Annotated in this window: 21 protein-coding genes and 1 pseudogene; 11 read left to right on the forward strand and 11 right to left on the reverse strand. The window is 39.9% G+C overall.

The genetic code is table 11. The features are described 5' to 3' along the window. The first annotated feature begins 55 nt into the window (after positions 1–55). Positions 56–1,030: an aldose epimerase family protein gene (locus tag AAEZ22_RS05255; protein ID WP_041454464.1), complete on the forward strand. Its 975-nt coding sequence runs from the start codon at positions 56–58 to the stop codon at positions 1,028–1,030. Between the two features lie 60 nt (positions 1,031–1,090). Here the strand turns inward: AAEZ22_RS05255 and AAEZ22_RS05260 are convergent, their stop codons facing one another. The 11 genes from AAEZ22_RS05260 to AAEZ22_RS05310 all read right to left on the reverse strand — a co-directional run bounded on the left by AAEZ22_RS05260 (position 1,091) and on the right by AAEZ22_RS05310 (position 10,816). After that, the gene (locus AAEZ22_RS05260; RefSeq protein ID WP_352296454.1) at positions 1,091–1,294 is read right to left on the reverse strand and encodes a hypothetical protein; all 204 of its coding nucleotides are present in this window, start codon (positions 1,292–1,294) and stop codon (positions 1,091–1,093) included. Positions 1,295–1,400: 106 nt separating this feature from the next. Beyond that, positions 1,401–2,888: a bifunctional 2-methylcitrate dehydratase/aconitate hydratase gene (locus tag AAEZ22_RS05265; protein ID WP_352296457.1), complete on the reverse strand. Its 1,488-nt coding sequence runs from the start codon at positions 2,886–2,888 to the stop codon at positions 1,401–1,403. A gap of 409 nt (positions 2,889–3,297) precedes the next feature. Next, positions 3,298–4,563 carry a RidA family protein gene (locus AAEZ22_RS05270; protein WP_352296460.1) on the reverse strand — a complete coding sequence of 422 codons (1,266 nt, stop codon included), beginning with the start codon at positions 4,561–4,563 and terminating at the stop codon, positions 3,298–3,300. Positions 4,564–4,751: 188 nt separating this feature from the next. After that, a complete protein-coding gene (locus tag AAEZ22_RS05275; protein ID WP_179807373.1) occupies positions 4,752–5,336 on the reverse strand; it encodes a HupE/UreJ family protein in 585 nt (194 codons plus the stop codon). Between the two features lie 59 nt (positions 5,337–5,395). Beyond that, a complete protein-coding gene (ureG, locus tag AAEZ22_RS05280) occupies positions 5,396–6,034 on the reverse strand; it encodes an urease accessory protein UreG (protein ID WP_089368417.1) in 639 nt (212 codons plus the stop codon). Between the two features lie 30 nt (positions 6,035–6,064). Next, positions 6,065–6,772 carry an urease accessory protein UreF gene (locus AAEZ22_RS05285; protein WP_041454462.1) on the reverse strand — a complete coding sequence of 236 codons (708 nt, stop codon included), beginning with the start codon at positions 6,770–6,772 and terminating at the stop codon, positions 6,065–6,067. Next, positions 6,762–7,274: an urease accessory protein UreE gene (ureE, locus tag AAEZ22_RS05290; protein WP_197108154.1), complete on the reverse strand. Its 513-nt coding sequence runs from the start codon at positions 7,272–7,274 to the stop codon at positions 6,762–6,764. Before ureE ends, AAEZ22_RS05285 begins: the two co-directional genes overlap by 11 nt. 20 nt (positions 7,275–7,294) lie before the next feature. Next, entirely contained in the window at positions 7,295–8,998 is a 1,704-nt protein-coding gene (ureC, locus tag AAEZ22_RS05295; RefSeq protein ID WP_011328435.1) for an urease subunit alpha, read from the reverse strand. After that, positions 8,998–9,330 carry an urease subunit beta gene (locus AAEZ22_RS05300; protein WP_011328434.1) on the reverse strand — a complete coding sequence of 111 codons (333 nt, stop codon included), beginning with the start codon at positions 9,328–9,330 and terminating at the stop codon, positions 8,998–9,000. Before AAEZ22_RS05300 ends, ureC begins: the two co-directional genes overlap by 1 nt. An 11-nt stretch (positions 9,331–9,341) precedes the next feature. Further along, positions 9,342–9,644, reverse strand: coding sequence for an urease subunit gamma (ureA, locus tag AAEZ22_RS05305; RefSeq protein ID WP_011328433.1), 303 nt, complete (start codon positions 9,642–9,644; stop codon positions 9,342–9,344). A gap of 263 nt (positions 9,645–9,907) precedes the next feature. Next, positions 9,908–10,816 carry an urease accessory protein UreD gene (locus AAEZ22_RS05310; protein WP_350627969.1) on the reverse strand — a complete coding sequence of 303 codons (909 nt, stop codon included), beginning with the start codon at positions 10,814–10,816 and terminating at the stop codon, positions 9,908–9,910. Positions 10,817–11,862: 1,046 nt separating this feature from the next. Here AAEZ22_RS05310 and AAEZ22_RS05315 point away from each other — a divergent pair. From AAEZ22_RS05315 to AAEZ22_RS05360, 10 genes and pseudogenes are all read left to right on the forward strand, one after another. Next, positions 11,863–12,717: a pirin family protein gene (locus AAEZ22_RS05315; protein ID WP_011328431.1), complete on the forward strand. Its 855-nt coding sequence runs from the start codon at positions 11,863–11,865 to the stop codon at positions 12,715–12,717. Between the two features lie 164 nt (positions 12,718–12,881). Beyond that, a complete protein-coding gene (locus AAEZ22_RS05320; RefSeq protein WP_352296463.1) occupies positions 12,882–13,769 on the forward strand; it encodes a LysR family transcriptional regulator in 888 nt (295 codons plus the stop codon). A 100-nt stretch (positions 13,770–13,869) separates the two neighbouring features. Beyond that, the gene (locus tag AAEZ22_RS05325; protein WP_011328429.1) at positions 13,870–14,565 is read left to right on the forward strand and encodes a pirin family protein; all 696 of its coding nucleotides are present in this window, start codon (positions 13,870–13,872) and stop codon (positions 14,563–14,565) included. Between the two features lies 1 nt (position 14,566). Then, complete coding sequence (locus tag AAEZ22_RS05330) at positions 14,567–15,298, forward strand: sulfite exporter TauE/SafE family protein (protein ID WP_352296466.1); 732 nt, start codon at positions 14,567–14,569, stop codon at positions 15,296–15,298. Between the two features lie 58 nt (positions 15,299–15,356). Next, complete coding sequence (locus tag AAEZ22_RS05335; protein ID WP_217896478.1) at positions 15,357–15,980, forward strand: nitroreductase family protein; 624 nt, start codon at positions 15,357–15,359, stop codon at positions 15,978–15,980. Between the two features lie 1,070 nt (positions 15,981–17,050). Beyond that, positions 17,051–17,929 (forward strand): NAD(P)-dependent oxidoreductase, encoded by an 879-nt coding sequence (locus AAEZ22_RS05340; RefSeq protein ID WP_182683406.1) that lies wholly within the window; start codon positions 17,051–17,053, stop codon positions 17,927–17,929. 139 nt (positions 17,930–18,068) lie between these two features. Next, positions 18,069–20,330 (forward strand): chondroitinase-B domain-containing protein, encoded by a 2,262-nt coding sequence (locus AAEZ22_RS05345; protein ID WP_352296469.1) that lies wholly within the window; start codon positions 18,069–18,071, stop codon positions 20,328–20,330. Positions 20,331–20,334: 4 nt separating this feature from the next. After that, complete coding sequence (locus AAEZ22_RS05350; protein ID WP_352296472.1) at positions 20,335–22,551, forward strand: heparinase II/III domain-containing protein; 2,217 nt, start codon at positions 20,335–20,337, stop codon at positions 22,549–22,551. 5 nt (positions 22,552–22,556) lie between these two features. Then, positions 22,557–22,901 (forward strand): cupin domain-containing protein, encoded by a 345-nt coding sequence (locus AAEZ22_RS05355; protein WP_011328423.1) that lies wholly within the window; start codon positions 22,557–22,559, stop codon positions 22,899–22,901. A gap of 2 nt (positions 22,902–22,903) precedes the next feature. After that, a pseudogene (locus tag AAEZ22_RS05360) lies at positions 22,904–23,797 on the forward strand (MFS transporter); the annotation flags it as partial. Between the last annotated feature and the right edge of the window lie 73 nt (positions 23,798–23,870).

Below are 23,870 nucleotides of genomic sequence, written 5' to 3' on the forward strand. Positions count from 1 at the left end.
GCTTAGGTTGCTTTGATTTTTTTGTGTTCTAATAGACATAACAAGAAAACAGTAAATGAATCAATTACACAGTTATATATTAAGCAATGAGCAAGGCATGCGGGTCGAAATATTAAATTATGGCGCGCGGGTTAAATCTATTTTATTTCCGGTAAACGATACACCCACAGAAATGACAGTCGGGTATGCCGATAGCAGTCGTTATTTAACCGATACTTATTATTTAGGTGCTACCTGTGGTCGCGTTGCTAATCGTATTAGTGGTGCTAGTTTTGAGCTTGAAGGTGAGCAATATTTACTGAGTAAAAATGATGGTGAAAATTGCTTACATGGCGGTGCGGATAACTTTTCTCTGCGTTTTTGGCAAGTGCAATCGAGTACTGCCAACGAAGTGATTTTGAGCTTAAGCTCAGAAGATGGCGACCAAGGTTTTCCTGGCAAGGTTGAAATGCAAATACGTTATCATTTATCACATGATAATAAGTTGACTATGAGTTTTAGCGCAACCACAAATAAAGCAACCCCTATTAACGCTACTAATCATTGCTACTTTAATTTAGGTGAGCAAAATTGCTTGCCACTCACGTTACAAATAAATGCGGCCAGCTATTTAGAGCGTGACAATAACAGCTTACCAACTGGTAGAGTGTTAAGTGTCAAAAATAGTGACTTTTGTTTTGACCAACCGGTTATTATTGGCCAGCGTCTGCAGTCAGCTCAGCACCCACAACTAACAGGGCCAACAGGGTTTGATCATTGTTTTGTTATAAATCAGCCACAAGCAAACAAAGCTGCAGCGGTATTAAGCTCATTACGCAATAAAGTTAAAATGTCGTTGTACACCGACCAAGCATCTATACAGCTTTATACTGGTGCATTTTTAGCCGCACCATTAAGCCCTGATCAGGGAGTGTGTTTAGAAGCGCAAAATTATAGCGATGCAGTAAACTTTCCAGATTTTGAAAACTCAATACTAAAGCCTGGCGAAGTTTATAATAAATATATTAGCTATCACTTTGAAAATATTTAAATAAAGCTGTGCTAATACTTAGCAAAGCTTTATTGGCTATTTAGTATAAGGAGCTATGAGCTATTTTTTAACGGGAATATCTTCGAGTAACTTTAAAATAGCCAGGTTGCTGTTTAACTTGGCTAAATCGATTAGGTAACTTTTTTCAAGATATTGCATAGGTTGCTTTGTTAATAGCGCTTTTACAGACTCTTCTTCTGCATTTACTATGGCGGTTTTTAACGCTGCAAAGTTTGCGATACTGTGTTCATTTTGCTCAGTCATATTAAATCCTCTTATTGGCGCGAGTTGTGACTTTTAAAGTTATGGCCTTAACTACTTGGCCATATAATTAAATCTACGCGCTTTCATAAACCAGCCAGCGGTGTACTTACTCAATAACAAATAAGTCCATAAAGCTATTTACAGGCATGGCCTCAAGCGCTGTTTGATTTTTACAAAGCGTGAAAATAGTGTGGCATTGTTTATTCTCAAAGCGGGATGCTAAATTCGCTTTAAATTTTTGCTCCAATAGTGGGATCCCTTCCTCACGACGGCGACGATGACCCACAGGGTATTCTATAACTATGTCCTCGGTGCTACTGCCATCTTTAAAGAAAACCTGAATAGCATTGGCGATAGAGCGTTTATCATCCTCTAAATATTCTTTGGTAAAGCGTGCATCTTCTACAATGTGCATTTTGTTGCGCAGTTTATCAATAATCGGGTGTGCGTTATGAAATTCGTCTTCGTAATGATCAGCGGTTAAATTGCCAAATATTAACGGCACTGCAATCATGTATTGTAAACAATGATCGCGATCGGCTGCGTTAGCAAGGGAACCCGTTTTTGAAATAATACGAATGGCCGACTCGTGAGTACGCACAACAATTTTATCAATATCGGCTAGCCGATCTTTTACCTGAGGATGTAAAATAACCGACGCTTCAGCGGCTGTTTGGGCATGAAACTCAGCAGGAAACGATATTTTAAATAAAATATTTTCCATAACATAACTGCCGTAGCCTTGGGTGAATAAAAACTGCCGTTCGGCCTCAGGTTTAAGTGCTTGGTCTTTGTTGGTTTTAGAAAAAGAGACATCATAAAACCCCCATTGCGGGGCTGTTAACACGCTTGGAATGCCCATTTCACCACGCATAGATATATCAGCTAAATGAACGGCTCGGGAAGTTGCATCGCCAGCAGCCCATGATTTACGAGAGCCTGCATTGGGTGCATGCCTATAGGTGCGCAGCGCTGAGCCATCTACCCAAGCTTGTGATATAGCGGCCATAATTTGTTGTTTATTGCCGCCCATCATTTTAGTGGCAACCGCAGTAGATGCAACCCGTACTAATAATACGTGGCATAAACCCACCCGATTAAACGAATTTTTTAGCGCTATTACGCCTTGAATTTCATGCGCCATGATCATGGCTTCTAGCACTTCGCGCATTTTTAAAGGTTGTTCACCCTTGATCAGTCTCACTTGAGATAGATGATCAGCAACGGCTAAAATAGCACCTAAGTTATCTGACGGATGACCCCATTCGGCGGCCAACCAAGTATCGTTATAATCGAGCCAGCGAATAATACAGCCAATATCCCATGCTGCTTTTACAGGGTCGAGTACCAAAGATGTGCCCGGTACACGTGCACCATTAGGCACAATAGTACCTGCTACTATAGGGCCGAGGAGTTTGCTGCATTCAGGAAATCGCAGCGCTAATAGCCCACACCCTAAAGTGTCTATTAAACAGTTACGGGCAGTATTGAGTGCTTCCTTGCTGCTTACTTTATAATTTAATACATAATCAGCTATATCTTGTATTACATGGTCGTAATCAGGGCGATTATTAATATCTACATTATTACTCATTTTTTATCCTTATTCGTTTAATGTTAACGATTAGAATGTGCACTGAGTATTTAATACATATTTATTAAACACTTTTATTTTTAACTAGTTTACGTTTCAACCATAGCACGAGGCGTTACCAGCTAATAGGGAAGCAGGTAAACATAATGTCGTATATTTAAAATACACTTATGACTAGGTGAAATTATTATGTACACAGAAATATTGGGCAGCTTTTGTATTCAATATTGTGCAATCTGTATTTAATTACTTAAATTCAAGATAATAGTGGAGACGCAAAAATTAAAAAGGGCAGCGTAGAGATCCGAGTGGATTTTGCGCTGCCCTTATTTATGCAAACTTAACGTTTAAAGTCATGTTTGTATTTAGTTGGTGATTAATCACCATTGCTTATAAACCCAGTTTACAATTATAACTTAGGTGGCGTACCTTCAGCGTTAGACACTACCGCATCAATTTGTACTAGCGCGTTCATAGGGATAGCTGATACGCCTACCACAGTTCTTGCTGGCAAATCACCTTTAAAGAAGCTGGCGTACACTTTATCAATAGCGGCAATATCGCTAATGTTTTTAACTTGAATGTTAACTTTTACAAGGTCGTCCATAACATGATCAATACTCTCTACAATGGCTTTAATATTGTTTAAGCACTGTGTTGCTTGTGTTGTTACGTCATCAGCTACAAGATTAGCCGTTTTTGCATCAATGGGTAATTGTGCTGAAATATGGTTGTAGTGCGAAAATGCCACTGTTTGTGTAGATAGGGCATTAATTGGTGCATTTTGTGTGTTACTTGCTCTAATAATAATGCCGTGTCTGTCCTCAACTGCTTGTGGTGGTGTGCCATCTCCATGGGATATAACTGCATCAATTTGTACTAAAGCATCCATAGGTAGTGCTGCAACAACCATGGTTGATCTTGCTGGTACGTAAGCTACAGCTCTGGCAATAGCTGAGTCTGGAAAAAAGGTTGTATAAACTTCGTTTATTGCGTCAATATCTGCTGGGTTTTTAACAAATATATTTACCTTAACTATGTCGTCAAAGGGTACGTCAATACTCTCTAAAATAGCTTTAATATTACTTAAACACTGTTTAGTCTGATTTTTTATACCACCGGTTACTATTTCTCCCGATTTAGGATCGACAGGTAACTGAGCAGAAATATTATTGTAATGAGAAAAAGCAACTGTATGCGTAGACACTGGGAATATAGGTGCATTATTGCTATTTTTTGCTACTTTAATTAAATCGCAAGGCGCTTGTGGAGTAGTACCTTCGCCATTAGAGATAAGCGCATCCATTTGTACTAATGCCCCCTCTAGCGGTAAAGCTGCCACGGCAACTGTTGTGCGTGTTGGTAAGTAGTCTTGGAAGAAACTGGCGTATACGTCGTTTACAGCATCAATATCTGTGATGTTTTTTAAAAACACATTAATTTTAATCACATCGTCCATAACATGATCAATACTTTCAATAACCGCTTTAATATTTGTTAAACACTGTTTTGCCTGTGTTTTTATATCATCAGCCACAATGTTACCGCTTTTAGGAACAATCGGTAATTGTGCTGAAATATTATTGTAATGCGAAAAAGCAACTGTTTGTGTAGCTACAGTGCAGCTTGGTGCATTATTGGTGTTTCTTGAAAGCTTTATGATTGTGCCGCTCATCTTGATATTTCTCCTAGCTGAGATAGTTATAATGAGGTTTAAATTAACCACATTAAAAGTGGGTTTATTCTCGCAGACTATCTAGCTGCTGCTCGATAGTCATTGATTTGAAGGTAAGGGTAACCATAGCATCAACTATGTTAGCAACAGTAAAGCTACCCTAATGGGGATAATAAATTCAGTTGCTATTAGCCAACTGCCAATACGCCACCAATTACAGCAACAACACCGCCAAGTGCACGGGTAGCGCGGTTATCAGCTTTTAGCATAAGTGTGCCTAAACCACGACCAATAAAGGTGATAGCTAAAGTAGCAATAACAAAGCCTGCCATGTAGCTCAATATACTTGCGCCTTCAGCCATTTCTGCACCGTGGGCATAACCATGTGTAAGCATAAATAAAGCGACTAAGCTTGCGCCTAATACGGTTGGTAATTTAGCCATAGTGGCAATTAAAATACCGGCTAGTAATACGGTCATTGCAATACCGGTTTCAACGCCTGCAAAGCTTAAGCCACTCCAAGCAAGGGCCGCACCTAAAACCATGCCGCCAACTACAAATAATGGCGCGCCGCGTTTCATTGCTGTGCTTTGGCGAATACTCCAAAAGCCAATTGCTGCCATTGCTAATAAGTGGTCAATACCCATCAGGGGATGTAACAAGCCACTAAGAAAACCGTTATGGGTTTCAACGCCATGACCAGGGTGGGCTAAAGCTGCAGTAGCTGTTAGCATTAGGCCTAATCCCATCAGTAATTTGGTCATTATTTTCATACTATTCTCCGTTTATATTTTTTACTATTGAATTGTGTTTTGATTAAAAGTTGTGTTGCTTAATTAATACTATTTGGTTTGCCAGGTCGGCGTTCAGGTAACATGCCTTGCTTTAAAATAAAGCTGATGATTTCTTCTAAGCCAACACCATCGTAAAGGTTAGCAAAAACGAAAGGGCGTTCACCGCGCATTTTTTTCGAGTCACGTTCCATTACCTCTAACGAAGCATGTACATATTCTGCGATATCAATTTTATTAATTATTAATAAGTCAGACTTAGTGATACCTGGGCCACCTTTACGTGGAATTTTGTCGCCAGCAGACACGTCAATCACATAAAGTGTTAAATCAGAAAGCTCTGGGCTGAAAGTAGCTGATAAGTTATCGCCGCCAGATTCAACCAGTACTATTTCTAAATTGGGGTGGCGTGCTTGTAAGTCGTCAATCGCAGCTAAGTTCATAGAAGCATCTTCACGAATTGCCGTATGTGGGCAACCACCTGTTTCTACTCCTAAAATACGGTCCGCTGGGAGTGCGTCGTGTTTAAGTAAAAAGTCAGCATCTTCGCGGGTATAAATATCGTTTGTAACCACGGCGATATCATAGTGATCTTTCAATGCTTTACATAATTGACGTAATAAAGCTGTTTTGCCAGAGCCAACTGGGCCGCCAACGCCGATTCGTAAACAATGTGTCATTGCTGTTTTCCTTGTGTATATAGAAGCGTATTAGCTTCGAAATAATCTTGAATATTGTGTTTCGTGCTGTGCACTACCAAGCGCTAAGCCAGGCATAATTGGCCCAAGTTGGTCGTCGGCTAATGCTAATGCAGTGTCGATTGCGATAACCATTTTAGGCCGTAATTGCTCAATTAAACGCTGCGCTGCAGTATGGCCAAGCGGCATTGCTTTACAGGCAACCGCCAGTTGGTTTTCTAACCAGCCCCAAACAAACCCGAGTAAGCTTTGGCGTACTGGAATTTGTCGCTGCTGCGCTAACCAGGCAAAAACGGTGACATAACCTGGGTCTTGCGGTAGTGCTGCATGACCTTGCTCGATTTGTGGCTGTAACTGTAAACTGTTGAGCAAACGCATCAGGGCTAAGCCTAAGCGGGTATCTTCATCGCTTAGTTCGGCAGTTTCACGATTTGCATGTAGCCAGTCGTTCCAGTAGCTTAAACCTTCGCTGTCGCTTTTAGCCCAGCAGTTTTGTAGCCGAGCAAGTACCGGTAATTCGCAGCGCGTTAAACCGTCGTCAAGCACACCTTCTAACCATTCGCCAAGTTGTTGCTCATTAGTAACCCAGCCAAGTTCAAACGCGCTTTCTAACCCCTGAGACCAAGCAAAAGCACCAATTGGCAGCGCAGGGCTGATCAATTGCATCAAGCCCAATAATGCCAGATCACTGCTTTGTGTTGGCTCAGTATTAGTGTGCATGAGTATGACCATCGGCATGTGAATGTTCATGGGAGTGAGCATGCGATTGCTCACGACCCGCGTGTGCATATGCACCAGATTCTGGATCAAACGGTGCTTGATGGTGCGTTAATTGCGCGCCCAAAAGTACCGCTAACTCTTCTAATACATGATCTGGCGGAAAACGTATCCAATGGCGACCATCAGCATCAACGCCAATTGCAAGTGACACATGGCGGTTACCTAAGTGGTAACATAAACGTGCCAAAGGCAAGCCGTTTTCTATGTATGCAGTGGTAACCGGCTCATCGGCAGCGCTAATACTAAATACTTCGCCGCTGCTGGCACGCAGTAAATCGCCATTACGAAGCACTGGGCCACGGTCAAGAAATAAACCAACATCATGACCATTGTCGGTCACTGCTTTTAGGCGACCACGAATACGTAACTCGTATGGCAAAGTGAGGGTATCGAACACAGCATCTTGTGTGTTGCTATCTATTCTTTTTGTTAATTCAAACATTAAATTGTCCTAAAAATGGATTAAAACAAATGGTAGCGCTGGGCTAACGGTAATTCAGTCGCAGGTTCGCAGGTAAGTAATACACCGTCAGCGTGAACCTCATACGTTTGCGGATCTACCGTTAATACTGGGCAAGCATCATTGAGCTTCATATCGCATTTACGCACTTGTCGCACATTTTTACAGGCCACAAGCTGGCTTTTCAAACCGAGCTTTTCTTCAAGCCCAGTATTCATAGCAGCTTGGCTTACAAAGGTCATACGTGTTGCACTTACTGCTTTACCTAATGCACCAAACATACGGCGGTAATGTACTGGTTGTGGTGTAGAAATAGCTGCGTTTGGATCGCCCATTGCCGCACCTGCAATCATGCCGCCTTTTAATATAATTGATGGTTTAACCCCAAAAAATGGCGGTTTCCACAGTACTAAATCTGCAAATTTACCTACTTCGATTGAGCCTACTTCATGGCTTATACCGTGAGTGATAGCTGGGTTAATAGTGTATTTGGCAATGTAACGTTTTGCGCGAAAGTTATCGGCGCCCAGTGCTTCATCTTCTGGTAATAAACCACGTTGCACGCGCATTTTATGAGCGGTTTGCCACGTACGACACACTACTTCGCCAATGCGACCCATAGCTTGCGAGTCAGAGGACATCATCGAAATAACGCCCATATCATGAAGAATATCTTCGGCCGCAATTGTTTCACGGCGAATACGTGAGTCGGCAAAGGCTACATCTTCAGGAATGTTGGGGTCGAGGTGATGACAGCCCATCAACATATCAAGGTGCTCATCCACGGTATTAATAGTGTATGGGCGAGTCGGGTTAGTTGACGACGGCAAAACATTAGGCATAGCACAAGCAACAATAATATCAGGAGCATGGCCACCACCGGCACCTTCGGTATGATAGGTGTGGATACAACGATCTTTAAATGCCTCTAAAGTATCTTGCACAAAACCAGATTCATTGAGGCTATCAGCATGAATGGCAACTTGAATGTCGTAGCGATCGGCAACATCTAAAGCATTGCTAATAGAAGCGGGTGCTGCGCCCCAATCTTCATGAATTTTTAAACTCATAGCGCCGGCTTTAATTTGTTGCTCAAGTGCTTCGGGAGTGCTTGCGCTGCCTTTACCTAGAAAACCAATATTAATCGGTAAATCGTCCACGGCTTGCATCATTTTGCCTAAATGCCATGGCCCCGGTGTATGTGTTGTAGCTACTGAGCCTGTTGCTGGGCCAGTGCCGCCGCCAATCATGGTGGTTAGGCCACTCATGAGCGCTTCGTCAACTTGTTGTGGGCAAATATAGTGCACGTGGGTATCAACGCCACCGGCGGTTAAAATTTGACCTTCACCGGCAATGATTTCGGTACCTGGGCCAATAATAATGTCTATATCGGGCTGCGTGTCAGGGTTGCCAGATTTGCCAATAGCAGCAATGCGGCCATTTTTTAAACCCACGTCGGCTTTAATAATGCCCCACCAGTCGATAATCACTGCGTTAGTGATAACCGTGTCCATAACGGCGTCATCACATCGTTGGCTTTGACCCATGCCATCACGAATAACTTTACCGCCACCAAATTTTACTTCTTCACCATAATGGGTATGGTCATGTTCTATTTCGACCCATAATTCGGTATCACCTAAACGAATTCTATCACCCGTGGTTGGGCCATACATGTCAGCATAGGCTTGACGAGATATTTTCATTACACGCTCTCCTGTTTAGGTTTATTGTCTAAAGGTCCCATTACTTCACCACGAAAACCGTAAAGACGACGTAAACCTGAATAGGGGATCAAAGATACTTCACGGGTTTGTCCTGGTTCAAAGCGAATTGCTAAACCAGCAGCAATAGCTAAGCGATAACCATAGGCTTGCTCGCGATCAAAACTCAGTGCTGGGTTACTTTCGGCAAAGTGGTAATGAGAGCCAACCTGTACAGGTCGATCCCCTTTATTAGCAACATTAATGGTGATGCTTTTACGGCCAACACACAGTTCAATATCGCCACTTTTTAGTTGATATTCACCTGGAATCATAACGAACTTCCTTAAACTATAGGGTTATGCACAGTGACCAGTTTGGTACCGTCAGGAAACGTTGCTTCTACTTGTACGTCTTGAATCATCTCAGCAATGCCTTCCATTACATCGTCGCGGGTCAACATTTCACGACCCAATGCCATCATTTCTGCCACTGTGCGCCCTTCGCGCGCACCTTCCATAATAGCGCAGGTGATTAGAGCAATTGCTTCTGGGTAATTTAGTTTTAGCCCTTTGGCTTTGCGTCGCTCTGCAAGTAAACCTGCAGTGAATAACATTAATTTATCTTTATCTCTGGGTGTTAATTCCATCGCTAACTCCATAGTCCTCGATGTTGTTATATTAATTACCTATGACTAATTGGCACAGGTAGTGTGTTCGCCTAAGCAAAAGCTAAGACGATATGTTTAAAATATCGGTACAGTTTTCTTCAGCCAAGAGGCTAATCATAAGCAATAACTAGGCTCTGCTTATAATTAACACCTTGGTAAATAATAGTGTTTAATTAATCACCTAAAGAGCATAGGCGATAGAATTATTGTTGTCATTTTTAGCCATGACAAACAGTTAAAAATTAGGTTAACCAAATCCGTGGTATGGTGGCTTGATGTCCGCTTAATAGCGGGCGAAGTATGTTACGTACCTGTTCAAATAATTTCCATACTTGGTTACGTTCGTGCCCTAAATAGCGCACTAATAAAACGTCACGGCGGTAGGTAGCGGCCCAATTATTACTGGGCGGTAGTTGTTCACGCAGTGCAGCAATAGCTGCTGTTGGATCGCTTAAGCCAACTGTCCAAAATGTGCCATGTACGGTAGCACCACCTTGGCCCCATTTACCGTTAAATCTAGGGTGAGTGGGGTCTAAATTTTGACGCTCTAACCACAATGGCTTACCGTCTTGGGTTAACTTAAAACGCTGCTCAATACAGCCAGTAGCAAAGGGCAAATCACTGGCAGGACGACCAAGGCCTAGTATTTCCCAGCCTAGGCACTTAGCTGTTTTAGCCAGTTCAATGTTAAATACTTGAACCCCACGAGAGCCATCAAAGGCGAGGGTTTCTTGCGGTAACCACTCTAAAATGGCGTTGTCATCCACTTTTAAATTAGTAGTTTGGCTCCATGCAACCCCGTTGCTGTCGGCTTTATAAAGCTTATTGGCAGCAGGTGTGGTAATTAAACTATGCGCACCTTTAGTGAGCGAAATATCGATATTGAGCGCATCGCCACTCACAACCCCACCGGGCGGATGCAGTAAATACACGTGACAGCAACCATCTTTGCCTTCAGGGTAAAAAGGTCTTTGCACACGTAATGGACCATAATGACGAGCAATATTCATGCGCGTAACACGTGTATCGCCGCTGTTTTGAGCACAGAAGCCGAGCGTTAAAGAAGCCGCCCAGTGGCGATTGGCATCAAAGCTATGCCCAGATTTAGCGTCTGCCCGATGTGTTACGGGCATGGAGGAAAGTGTCATCATTCCAACATATACCTTTTTTATAGGCCCAGCAGTGCACCTTTCGCTAAATTTATGGCTTTTCTGACGCGCAGGGGTATAGCCTTAAGATAGCAAAATCTTTAAGAACGTCCACATGTGTGGATTCGGTCAAATTGACGGAGTTGGCTTGTTAGCCTTCGCCGGATGTCAGTATGCGGGCAATTAATTGCCTGAAATTGCAAAACTGATGAAGATAAACTTCGAATACATATCAGGGTGTGTATCTACTTCCCGCAAATAGAGTCTGTTAAAGCTCAAATCATAGGGCGTGTAGAGTTGTGAGGAAATAGCTATGTTCTAGCTAGATGTTAGCTGAGGAAAATAAATTGTCCAGAAAAAAATTTAAAAAATTGCATTTTTTCAATGGATTTAACTATTTGTTGTTATTTATTAATTAGATACGGGGTTTTTCTGTTGGTACAAAATATGTACCAAAGGTTAAGTGTGATTAAAATAACGGCTACTCAAACATTAGTATAATATTGTATTAGCTGTTTTTAAGCTTTGGATTAGTATAAATATTAAGCCATTGAGGGTAAAAAAAACAAGCTCAGTAATAGCAATTAATGCAAATATACTTTTGCGCTAGCGTACTATTTTAAGTGCTAAAATTATATTTTAGCTTAAAGTATAGACAACTTAATAAGTTAAATACCTTGTATGCTATGAATTTTCTTTGCGATAAAACTGGCTAAGCTATTTGGTATTTTGTACTGCAGCACTATTTACAGGTATAAACATTTTCACAGGTATGCACGTTTTAACCTAAAAATAAGAACGGTTTAATTTAAAATAAGAATAAAAAACAACCATGTAAATTACCGGTTTCTTTTGTATTATTGCAATGACATGCTAACATTCTCAAAGAAAGAATGCTGCGGGCTAAAGTGGCGTTATTCATTAATTAAATAAGAACAACGGATGTTGGCTATCATTAAATTACAATATGAATCGTAGATAGTTGAATGTATATAAATTACAAATAACATACGTTTATTTTTATAAAGCAACTTAAGAGGATGTTTATTATGGCTAAAGTGCTTAAAGCTAAAGAGCATGATATTGGTGGATTAAATGTAAAACGCGTTTTACCTCATCAAGAAAAACGCATGGTAGGTCCATTTGTTTTCTTTGACCAAATGGGGCCAAATAATTTCCCTGCGGGCCAAGGTATAAATGTTAGACCGCATCCACATATTGGTTTATCAACACTAACTTACCTATTTGATGGTAGTATTTTACATCGTGATTCGCTGGGTAATAATTTAGAAATTCGCCCCGGTGATGTTAACTGGATGACCTCAGGCAAAGGTATTACCCATTCAGAGCGTGAAAGTTTTGAAGTACGAGCAAATCCACATTCAATTAGTGGTTTACAGTGTTGGGTTGCATTGCCAGAAGCTATGGCAGAAATTGAACCGTCATTTAATCATGTGAAAAAAAACCAATTACCGCACATTACCCACGAAGGAGTAATGATGCGATTAGTGGTGGGTGAAGCTTATGGTTTAAGTTCGCCGGTTAAAACCTATTCACCCATGTTTTATATTGATGTTGTTGCCAGCAAAGGAAGTGTTATAAAGCGCCCACACCCAGAACAAGAAACTGCAATATTTACCATTTGTGGCGAAGTAACTGTTAACGGTGAAACGTTTGGTACTAATGAGTTTATTTTATTAGAGCCAGGCGATAGCGAAATTACACTGGCAAGTGACGGTCGCTTTATTATGTTAGGCGGCGATAAATTTGAAAAAGTACCATTTTTGTATTGGAACTTTGTGTCATTTAGCAAAGAGCGCATTGAGCAGGCGAAAGACGATTGGGAAAATGGGCGCTTTCCAACTATTCCAGGTGATGATAAAGAGTTTATTCCACTTAAATAATGCCAAAGCTATTGAGCTTTAATAGCTAATTACCTGAGATCCGAATAAAAGCCACATCTATTTATACATCATAACTAGGTGTGGTTTTGCTCAAGTTTATCTTGTCTGAAGATAGCCTGCAGAATTAACAACAAAAATAAAATATAAAGCAATAAGAGGTAATCATGCTTAGAGTCACACTAGAGCAATGGCGAATGTTTCGCTCTGTGGTGCAATTTGGTGGCTTTAATCAAGCCTCACAAGGAATTCATAAAAGCCAGTCAAGTATTCATAATGCGGTGGGTAAAATAGAAAGCTCGCTCGATGTTAAGTTATTTGAAATTGAAGGGCGAAAAACTGTTTTGACTCAAGCAGGTGAGCTAATGCTTAAGCGCGCCAACTTTTTGCTTGATGAAGCCGCTAAGCTGGAAATAGTGGGACATACTCTTGGTCAAGGCACAGAAGGGAGCCTAAAAATTGCAGTTGATGAAATGTTTCCACAAGCAAGGCTGTATAAAGTGCTTGATACTGTTTCTGCCCAATACCCAATGCTGCAAATTGAGTTGGTGGAGTCGGTACTGAGTGGGGCAAGGGAACTGATTGAAAATGCTGATGTAGATATCGCTATTTCACCGGTTGCATTAACAGAAGGTTTTAGTGAGCAACTTTGCCAAATAGACTTTATTGCAGTTGCTAATCCAGATCACACATTACATTCTTTGGGGAGAGATTTAACCGCAGAGGATTTAAAAAGTCATCGTCAAATTGTAGTGCGCGACTCAGGTATGCATCGTAAAAGTGATGCAGGCTGGTTAGGTGCTAACCAGCGCTGGACGGTGAGTCATTTACGCACTTCTATTGATATGATCTGCAGTGGTTTAGGTTTTGCTTGGCTACCTTTAACTTCTATTAAAAATGAACTAGTACAGGGCAAACTCAAAACACTCCCTTTACAACATAACAGCAAGCGCTCTATGCAGTTGCATTTAATCTTTAAAGATGGCGACAGCTTAGGTCCAGCAGCCAGAGCTTTTTTAGCTGAACTAAGATACCAATGTGAAGAATTACAATAAACATTCTTTTAAATAGAATGATTGATACTAAAACAGCTAATTTTAATCGTATAAACACAGTAGTAAACTGGCTTCATTGAAATAGATGAAGGAATTTATAATGAAATATATAAGAAAGTCACAAGAGCGCGGCTCGGTCGATCTTGGTTGGTTGCAAAGCAAACATAGTTTTTCTTTTGGCAGTTACTACGATCCAAAACATATGGGTGTTTCAGCACTGCGCGTAATAAACGACGACATGGTTATGCCAGGTAAAGGTTTTGGGACGCACGGGCACCGCGATATGGAAATTATTTCGTATGTTATGCAAGGCGCATTAAAGCATGAAGACAGTGAAGGCAATAAGCACACTGTACCGGCAGGCGACGTACAACGTATGAGTGCGGGCAGTGGCGTAATGCATTCAGAATATAATGCATCTAACACTGACCAAGTTAAGTTTTTACAAATTTGGATACAGCCCAATAAAATGGGAATTAAACCAAGTTATGAGCAAAAAAGTATTGCGCAAAATGGTCCACTAACGCCATTACTTACACCAGAGGGCGGCGAAAATGCATTGTCAATTAATCAAGATGCAAGCTTGTCACGCTTAGTTTTAAACGCGCAACAAACGTTTATGCTGGCCTCGGGTAAGCAAATTGGTTACCTGCACATTGTAAAAGGTAGCGTAATGGTTGATGGTAAAGAATTTGCTGCAGGTGATGCCTTTGCGGTTGACCCCGCGACAGAGTTAAACCTTGAAGCAACAGCTGAACTTGAAGCTTTATGGTTTGAATTACCGGCGGATTTCTAGTATGGATATTACAACACTTGTTTTAATAGCAGCTGTTGTTGTGTTGATAGGTGTTTCAAAATCAGCGTTTGCAGGGGCACTAGGCGTGTTTGCCGTGCCGCTGCTAATGCTAAAATTGCCAGCAGCGCAAGCCATTGCACTGATGCTGCCACTATTAATTATTGGCGACATGTTAAGCGTAAGAAGTTACTGGCGAAAATGGGACAATCAACTACTTCTGCCCCTAATTCCTGGGGCAATAGTAGGTGTGCTCATTGCTTATTTAATTATAGACGTTATTAATGCAAAGCACTTACGCTTGATAATCGCCTTAATATGTATTGTTTTTTCAATTAAAAATATTTTCTTTAAAAAAAGCTCGCTTAAAATTCTCAGTAATAAAATTGGCGCGGGGATAATGTCCATGTTCTCCGGTATTACCAGCAGTTTAGTGCATGCGGGTGGGCCACCCATTATTATTTATTTCACAGCGATAGGGCTTACTCCGGGTAAGTTTGTTGCTACCGCGGCGATATTTTTCGCAATGATGAATGTAATAAAACTTATTGCAGCTTTATCGTTCGGCTTGTTAACGGGTGAGACAATTTTAACTGCACTGGCCTTTTTCCCACTGGCATTTGTAGGTAATTGGTTAGGGGTAAAAATTAATGAAATACTGGATAAAGTGTTATTTTTAAAGATAATGAATTATTTATTGTTAGTGCTCGGTTTTTGGTTACTTTTAGGTAAGTAACTGTAAATAGATTAGTTTTTTAATTACTTAAATATTTGAACAACCACAGGAGATACTCATGTCTGAATTGAAAATGTCAAACTTAAAAGATCTACAACAATTAGCACAGAAGCGTCGCTCTATCTATGCTCTAAGCGATCAGTTGCCAGTTTCTAACGAAGAAGTAGTTAAGCTTGTTGAGCACGCGGTTTTGCATACGCCATCAGCTTTTAACTCACAATCGGCACGTATCGTCGTTTTGTTTGGTGATGAGCATCACAAACTGTGGGACATTACTGAAGAAACGCTTAGAGTTATCGTTGGTGACGACGAAAAATTTCAAGGTACTAAAAATAAAATTGCAGGCTTTAGAGCCGGTGCAGGTACGGTATTGTTCTTCGAGGACAAAGCCGTAGTAAGAAACATGCAAGAAGCTGCACCTTTGTATGCTGACAAATTTCCAATTTGGGCGCAACAAAGCAGCGCTATGCATCAGTATGCGATTTGGACAGCATTGGCTAGCTTAGACATTGGTGCCAACCTGCAACATTATAATCCAGTTATCGATCAAAAAGTTGCAGATGAGTGGAACATAGCTGCAGACTGGGAATTGAATGCACAAATGGTATTTGGCGCTATCGATCAGCCAGCAGGCGACAAGGAGTTTAAACCGGTTGAAGAACGTATGAAAGTATTTGGTTAATACACTTACTTTAATATAATTTAACCAATGAAACCGTTTAGATATAATATATTTCTAGCGGTTTCATTTTTTATAAGTAACCAATTAATCTAACATTGATTTAAACAACAGCCAAAGCGTTTAACTTTAACATTTGTAATGTTAAAGCATGACTTACTTTTTTAGTGAATAAATCAGAATACCCGCCATAGCACCTAATACCTAGCACCTAGCAATAGCATTCAGTATAAAATGATAAGCACTACTTCGCTTTGTAACCTCTACTTAGCTTATATTTTTAAATTAGCAATTTATAGCTTCAATAATCAAACGCTTGGCAATATAGCTTTATCCTATAAAAACAATACCGTGGCTTTCATGGTTGCTTAGGTATAGTTAGTTTAAGTCATTGATTTCATTTCTTATTAAATTAAATTTAGGTTTATTATATCTGTAAGAAAGCGCATCTACCCTGCATAGCTTTTCTGAGAGCTTTGTTAAATTTAATTAATATTAGTTCCTTAAATCATAAATTCCCCCTTTTTATTGTCTTGAAATAAGTTGAGCCATCAATTACGCCTGCAGCTTTTTAGTAACAAAGCAAAAAGCTTTAAATTAAATTTACAATGTTATTACCAATTTTCATTTTTGGGTGCACTAGGTTGGGTAGGTGTGCAATAAATATAAGTCACTTAAAATCAATGGCTTGCCTTCTGTGGTTGTTTTTTCGTCATATTAATAACTTTATTTTTAGATGAAGAGTATGTTTTAAATCTTACTTTGTTGTTGCTTGGTAAATTATATTGGTTGACAATTAAAGTGGTTGGTAATACGGTGTTTACATTCTCAAGGGTAATTCTTTACTAATGTAACGCTTTATCAATGTAGAGAAGAGCAGTTCTAAATTAAAATTAGATTGTTTATTAAGCTAAATTATTCAGGTTGATTAAAATTGGATACTTAATTTGGTTATGACAGCCAAAGCTTTTTGGTAAATAATTTTAATGAATTTAAATTTAAATAAAGTGTGCTTATCAGGTGTATAAATAATTCGACTATAAGTATACGTCACAATTATTGGGAGTTTTTTTATGTCAAAACCTACTATTGGTTTTATTGGCCTTGGCTTAATGGGCGGCAACATGGCCGAGAATTTACAAAACAAAGGCTACGATCTTATTGTTATGGATCTTAACAAAGAGGCGGTTGCAGCGTGTGTTTCTAGAGGCGCAAAAACAGCAAGCACAGCAAAAGAGCTTGCTGCAGGGTCAGACATTGTTATGTTTTGTCTTACAACATCTGCTGTTGTTGAAAAAATTGTTTACGCCGAAGATGGCATTTTAGCCGGTATTAAAGAAGGCGCAGTATTAGTTGATTTTGGTACATCTATTCCATCATCTACTAAAAAAATTGGTGCAGATTTAGCTGCTAAAGGCGCAGGTATGATTGACGCACCATTAGGTCGTACACCTGCACACGCTAAAGATGGTCTATTAAATATTATGGCTGCGGGCGATATTGATACATTTAATAAAGTTAAGCCAGTGTTAGAAGATCAAGGCGAAAACGTGTTTCACTTAGGTGAGCTAGGTGCAGGGCATACTACTAAGTTAATTAATAACTTTATGGGTATGACAACAGTATGTGCAATGTCACAAGCATTTGCAGTGGCTGATCGTGCTGGTGTAGACCGCCAACAACTTTTCGACATTATGTCTACAGGTCCATCAAACTCTCCATTTATGCAATTTTGTAAAAACTACGCCGTTGATAATGTAAGCGATCTTGGTTTTTCTATTGCTAATGCAAACAAAGATTTAGGTTACTTCCTGCAAATGGTTGAAGACTTAGGCACTGAGTCAAAAATTGCCGAAGGTTCTTCTGCTAACCTACAAGCTGCATTTGATGCGGGTATGGGACAGGGCAACGTACCAGAAATTTTTGATTACTTTAAGCAATTAAATAAGTAATACAAAATGGCGTTTAAATTAGCGTTTAAACGCCGCAACACACAATATTATCGATTGATTAGATTGACTGCTTTATACAAAAACCGTTGTTCAACATTCATAAAGCCTAAATTTAAATCACAATAAAAAAGAGTTAACTATGCGTCTAATGAATATAATAAAGCTTAGTCTAGTTCTCACTGGTTGCTTATCGACACAATTAGCTGCCAAAGATTATTTTGTAGAGAATAAACAAGCCTTTAATAGCATCTCAGCCGATTTAGTAGCAGGCGATAAAGTAATATTAAAAAATGGTACTTGGAATGATTTCGAAATTTTGTTTTCAGGCCAAGGAAGTAAAGCCGCCCCAATTTTATTAACCGCGGAAACTAAAGGCCAAGTAATTTTATCTGGTCAATCTAACCTTCGCCTTGCAGGTAAATACTTAGAGGTTTCAGGCTTAGTATTTAAAGATGGCTACACACCAAGCTCAGCGGTAATAGAATTTCGTCGAAATAAAAGTGAATTAGCCTACCATTCACGCGTAACTCAAATAGTGATCGATAATTATAGTAATCCAGATAAGCGCGAGTCAGATTACTGGGTTGCTTTATATGGACAACATAACCGCTTTGATCATAGCCATTTAGTGGGTAAACGAAACAAAGGGGTTACCGTTGCAGTTCGTTTAAACTCAGTGCAAAGCCAAAAAAATTACCACCGTATAGATAACAACTATTTTGGTTATCGTCCTACTTTTGGCTCAAACGGTGGTGAAACCCTACGAGTTGGCACCAGCCATCATTCATTAACTGATTCGCACACATTAGTAGAGAACAACTACTTTGACCGCACCAATGGTGAAGTAGAAACGGTTTCTATTAAAGCCGGTAAAAACATTGTTCGTAATAACGTATTTTACGAGTCGCGTGGCACATTAACACTGCGCCATGGTAACGGTAATATTGTAGAGGAAAACATTTTTATTGGTAATGGTGTTGACCACACAGGTGGCATTCGCGTTATTAATAAAGATCAAATTATTAGAAATAACTACCTACAAGGGTTAACCGGCTATCGTTTTGGTAGTGGTTTTACGGTTATGAACGGTGTGCCAAACTCATCTATTAATCGTTATCACCAAGTTGAAAACGCAACAATTGAAAACAATACATTTGTAAATGTTAGTCATATTCAACTTGCTGCAGGTAGCGATGCTGAGCGCAGTGCTGCACCAAAAAATAGCGTAATGAACAATAATTTAATTATTAATCAAGACGCTAAGCAACCATTTTCGACATTTGATGATGTTAGCGGGTTAGTATTAAGTAACAATATAGCAAATACTAAAGTGCTCTCTGAGCTTGAATATGGTGTAAAACAGCAAAGTATTACACTTGAAAAAGCAAGTAACGGCTTACTTTACCCTTCATCTAAAAGTGTAAATGTGGGTGCAAAGCGCGACCTAAAAGTGCTTAAAAAAGAAGACACCGGTGTTAGTTGGTATGCAAAAGTACCAGCAATAGTTGAGTTTGACTCAGGTAAAACGCATGTTGTTAAAGCCAGTGCTAGTGCGTTATTAAATGCTATTGATAATGCACAGTCGGGTGATGTGCTTGAACTTGCACCAGGGCAATATGATGTGTCTAAGCTTGTTGAAATTAATAAAACCTTGACCATTAAAGCCAAGCAAAGCGGTAAATCAAAACTTACCTTTCAACGCTCTACCTTATTTGAAATACACGATGGCGGTAACTTAAAACTAGAAGGGCTACTTATTTCTGGTGAATATGCACCAGATGCTATTGATAATAGCATTGTGCGTACGCAAAAGTGGGGCATGCTTGATAACTATCGTTTTGTAATGACCAATTCAAAATTAATTGCTTTAGATATTAACCATTCATTCCACTTTTTTGTTACCGGAAAAGGCGCTATGGCTGATGAAGTTATTCTAACAGGTAATAGCTTTACAAATGTGACAGGGGATATTTTACGCTTAAATACTGAAATTGAAGATTTAGGTGTTTATAACGCTGAATACGTAACGGTTAATAACAATACCTTTAATGATGTAGAAGGCAGCCTAATTAAGCTTTATCGAGGTGGTACAGACGAAAGTACATTTGGCCCTCATTTAGAAGTGATTAATAACACGCTTAATAATGTTGGTTTTGGGGCGCGTAATAAAGCACAAGCAAGCATTTATGTGCATGGTGTTCAGGTAACAAATATTAAAGAAAATGAATTTGTTAAATCGGCCCCAATTGTTGTTGAGCATACGGTAGGGGAGCCAAAAACTGAGATTTCAAACAATACATTTAATGCCACAAAAACACCTAATGTTAAAGAGCTAATAGTTAATGGCCCTCACACGGCGGTGTTAAAAAATAATAACGTTTTAAATAATAAGGCAGATTAATATTATGTATTTATTAAAATGCCAAACACGTTTTAAAACAGTTGCTATAGCGGTATCTGCCTTGTTTTTATCATTGGGTGCGCATGCCGCGCACCCAAACTTGGTAATTACTACAGATGATGTTAAGCACATGCGCCAAGCAATTAGCAGTAATAGCAGTGGCAAGTTTGCCACTGCGTTTGAGCTGTTAAAAGCGCAAGTAGATGAGCAAATAGCACACCCTATTACAGTGCCTGTACCTAAAGATGGTGGTGGTGGTTATACACATGAACGCCATAAAAAAAATTACCAACTTATGTACAACGCTGGCATTATTTATCAGCTAAGCCAAGACGATAAATACGCCAATTATGTGCGCGATATGCTACTTGATTACGCCAAATTATATCCAACCTTGGATGTACACCCACAGCGTAAGGTTGACTCTCAAAACCCTGGTAAGTTTTTTTGGCAAAGCCTTAACGAAGCAATGTGGCTTGTGTACACAATACAAGCATACGATCTCGTTTATGATTCGTTAAATGCCGCAAATATTAAAACAATAGAGAACGATTTATTACGCCCGGTTTCATTATTTACATCGGTAGGCCAACCATCAATATTTAATAAAGTACATAACCATGGTACGTGGGCAACTGCGGGTGTAGGTATGGCAGGCTATGTGCTGGGTGAGCCAGAGTGGGTAGAAAAATCGTTATACGATTTAGAAAAGTCGGGTAAAGGCGGCTTTATTAAGCAGTTAGAAATGCTGTTTTCGCCACAAGGTTACTACAACGAAGGTCCTTACTATCAACGCTTTGCACTACTGCCGTTTGTAACGTTTGCGAAGGCAATTGAAAACAACGAACCACAAAGAAAAATATTTGAATACCGCGATGGTATTTTATTAAAAGCGATTGATACCACTATTCAACTTAGCTACAACGGTTTGTTTTTCCCAATTAACGATGCAATAAAAAGCAAAGGTATAGATACCATTGAGCTGGTGCATGGTGTTACTACTGCTTATGGCTTAACAAACGACGCGGGTTATTTAGATATTGCTAACCAACAAGATCAAATAATTCTCTCTGGCGATGGCTTAAAAGTAGCACAAGCACTCGATAGCGATATGGCAAAACCTTACTCGTTTAAATCGGTTGCTTTTGGTGATGGTAATGACGGTAAGCAAGGTGCTTTAGTGGTTATGCGTACCCAAGTAGGCGGCGATCAGGCTTTATTGTTTAAGCCAGCAGCTCAAGGGTTAGGCCACGGTCATTTTGATAAGTTAACGTGGCAGTTTTATGACCACGGTAACGAAATTGTATCTGATTATGGCGCCGCTCGTTTTTTAAATGTAGAGGCCAAATACGGCGGGCGCTACTTACCTGAAAACGAAACCTATGCCAAGCATACAGTTGCACACAATACTGTTGTGGTTGACGAAACCACACACTTTAATGCCAATGTAGATGTGGGTAATAACAACCATCCTACACTAAACTTTTTTGAAACCAATGAGTTTGGCACAGTATCAAGTGGTGAAATAAGCACCGCGTATAAAGGTGTTGAACTTGAGCGTACCTTGGCATTAATTAATTTACCAGAGCTTGAAAGCAGCATTGCACTGGATGTATTTAATGTTGCTGCCGATAACGCGCATCAATTTGATTTACCACTGCATTACAAAGGTCAGCTTATTGATACCAGCTTTGAATTAAAAGCCAGTACAACTCAGCTTGCTGCACTTGGGTCTAAAAATGGTTATCAGCACTTATGGCTAAAAGGGCAGGCACAACCACAAAGTGGCTTAGCTAAAGTAACTTGGCTTAACGATAACGGTCGTTTTTATACGCAAACCAGTTTGGTGAAGGGTGACGAGACGTTTTTGTTTACTCAAATTGGTGCAAACGATCCGCAATTTAATTTACGCAATGAAAACGGTTTTATTCGCCGTGTAAACGCGCAAAAGCAGCATACGTTTATATCGGTATTAGAACCCCATGGTGAATACAACCCAAGTAAAGAATATACATTAGAAGCGGTTAGTCGAGTGTCGGCACTTAAATTTACCGAGCAAGATGACTTAGTACTTGTACAACTGAGTATTAAAGGTAAATCGTATTTAGTGGCTATAAATAAAGCTCAAAACGCAATAAAAAATACATTTAAATTTCAAAATAAAGTATTCACCTTAAATAGCCGACTGGGCGTTTATGCGATGAACAATAACCAGGAGTAAACAGGATGCAAAAGCAAAGTGCACACTTTTCATTTGGCAACGAAACTGAAATTGAAGACTTAGGTAATGGCTTAAAGCGTCAAATGCTGGGTTATAACGAAGAACTCATGGCCGTTAAAATTTGGTTCGAAAAAGGGGCTATTGGCTATAACCATGCGCATAGGCACTCCCAAGTTACTTATGTTGTTGAAGGTGAGTTTCATTTTAATATTGATGGCGTGACTAAAATATTAAAGCCCGGTGATAGTTGTTTAATACCTCCTTTTGCTGATCATGGCGCAACCTGCCCAACGGGTGGTATTTTAATTGATACCTTTAGCCCAGCTCGTGAAGACTTTATTGAGGAATAATTATGCAACTTAAAGGCTTACGTTGGTGGGTTATCGCGCTAATTGCGCTTGCCACTATTATCAATTATATCGATCGCCAGGCACTGAGTGTACTTTGGCCAGACATAGTTGAGGATTTATTCCCGGATGAATCGGCATTAGAGCGTAAACAAATATACGCTAATATCTCTATTGTGTTTGTGTTTTCTTATGCTTTTGGCCAAGCCATATTTGGTAAAATATTTGACTGGGTAGGCACACGACTCGGCTTTGTTTTATCAATTGGTGTTTGGTCGCTTGCAACAATTGCACATGCATTTGCTCAAGGTGTACTTAGTTTTAGCTTTTTCCGCGCTATTTTAGGTGTGGCCGAAGCAGGTAACTGGCCAGGTGCTGCTAAAGGTAACGCTGAATGGTTTCCGACTAAAGAACGCGCTTTAGCACAGGGTATTTTTAATTCTGGCGCGGCAATTGGCGGTATTATTGCCATCCCTTTAATTGCCTATTTAACAATTTACTTTAGCTGGCAAATGGTGTTTGTTGCTATTGGTGTTTTAGGTTTTCTTTGGTTAGTGCCGTGGTTAATTTTAGTTAAAGCGCCGCCTAGCTCTCACCCTTGGCTTACAGCACAAGAACGTGAGTACATTTTAACGGGCCAAAGACGTGTTGATGATAATGGCGATGTAACAGACGAAGAGGAAGAAGAATACAACCCTTCTACCGCAGAGCTGTTGTGTCGTAAGCAAAGTTGGGGCGTAATTATTGCCTCGGCAGCGATTGATCCTATTTGGTGGCTGTTTGTTTTTTGGATCCCTATTTATCTAAACGAAGTGTATGGCATGGATGTTAAATCTATTGGTATATACGGATGGGTGCCTTATGTTGGTGCTATGTTTGGTGCATGGTTTGGTGGCTTATAGTTACTCCGTTCCATTAATTAATGTATTTACCTATCTCATTAATACATGGAATATGCTTCTGTTGATCACG

Origin of the sequence: Pseudoalteromonas sp. 20-MNA-CIBAN-0454, assembly GCF_040308685.1 — a bacterium.
GTDB classification, from domain to species: Bacteria; Pseudomonadota; Gammaproteobacteria; order Enterobacterales; family Alteromonadaceae; genus Pseudoalteromonas; species Pseudoalteromonas nigrifaciens.

Bases quoted from the DNA above. Each gene is read 5' to 3' on its own strand.
- AAEZ22_RS05300 (WP_011328434.1), bottom strand. From the start codon at position 9,330: ATGATTCCAGGTGAATATCAACTAAAAAGTGGCGATATTGAACTGTGT.
- ureE (WP_197108154.1), bottom strand. From the start codon at position 7,274: ATGTTTGAATTAACAAAAAGAATAGATAGCAACACACAAGATGCTGTG.
- AAEZ22_RS05275 (WP_179807373.1), bottom strand. From the start codon at position 5,336: ATGAAAATAATGACCAAATTACTGATGGGATTAGGCCTAATGCTAACA.
- AAEZ22_RS05345 (WP_352296469.1), top strand. From the start codon at position 18,069: ATGCGTCTAATGAATATAATAAAGCTTAGTCTAGTTCTCACTGGTTGC.
- AAEZ22_RS05325 (WP_011328429.1), top strand. From the start codon at position 13,870: ATGAAATATATAAGAAAGTCACAAGAGCGCGGCTCGGTCGATCTTGGT.
- AAEZ22_RS05265 (WP_352296457.1), bottom strand. From the start codon at position 2,888: ATGAGTAATAATGTAGATATTAATAATCGCCCTGATTACGACCATGTA.
- ureA (WP_011328433.1), bottom strand. From the start codon at position 9,644: ATGGAATTAACACCCAGAGATAAAGATAAATTAATGTTATTCACTGCA.
- AAEZ22_RS05260 (WP_352296454.1), bottom strand. From the start codon at position 1,294: ATGACTGAGCAAAATGAACACAGTATCGCAAACTTTGCAGCGTTAAAA.
- AAEZ22_RS05335 (WP_217896478.1), top strand. From the start codon at position 15,357: ATGTCTGAATTGAAAATGTCAAACTTAAAAGATCTACAACAATTAGCA.
- AAEZ22_RS05355 (WP_011328423.1), top strand. From the start codon at position 22,557: ATGCAAAAGCAAAGTGCACACTTTTCATTTGGCAACGAAACTGAAATT.
- AAEZ22_RS05350 (WP_352296472.1), top strand. From the start codon at position 20,335: ATGTATTTATTAAAATGCCAAACACGTTTTAAAACAGTTGCTATAGCG.
- AAEZ22_RS05285 (WP_041454462.1), bottom strand. From the start codon at position 6,772: ATGCACACTAATACTGAGCCAACACAAAGCAGTGATCTGGCATTATTG.
- AAEZ22_RS05320 (WP_352296463.1), top strand. From the start codon at position 12,882: ATGCTTAGAGTCACACTAGAGCAATGGCGAATGTTTCGCTCTGTGGTG.
- AAEZ22_RS05310 (WP_350627969.1), bottom strand. From the start codon at position 10,816: ATGATGACACTTTCCTCCATGCCCGTAACACATCGGGCAGACGCTAAA.
- AAEZ22_RS05340 (WP_182683406.1), top strand. From the start codon at position 17,051: ATGTCAAAACCTACTATTGGTTTTATTGGCCTTGGCTTAATGGGCGGC.
- AAEZ22_RS05315 (WP_011328431.1), top strand. From the start codon at position 11,863: ATGGCTAAAGTGCTTAAAGCTAAAGAGCATGATATTGGTGGATTAAAT.
- ureG (WP_089368417.1), bottom strand. From the start codon at position 6,034: ATGACACATTGTTTACGAATCGGCGTTGGCGGCCCAGTTGGCTCTGGC.
- ureC (WP_011328435.1), bottom strand. From the start codon at position 8,998: ATGAAAATATCTCGTCAAGCCTATGCTGACATGTATGGCCCAACCACG.
- AAEZ22_RS05330 (WP_352296466.1), top strand. From the start codon at position 14,567: ATGGATATTACAACACTTGTTTTAATAGCAGCTGTTGTTGTGTTGATA.
- AAEZ22_RS05255 (WP_041454464.1), top strand. From the start codon at position 56: ATGAATCAATTACACAGTTATATATTAAGCAATGAGCAAGGCATGCGG.
- AAEZ22_RS05270 (WP_352296460.1), bottom strand. From the start codon at position 4,563: ATGAGCGGCACAATCATAAAGCTTTCAAGAAACACCAATAATGCACCA.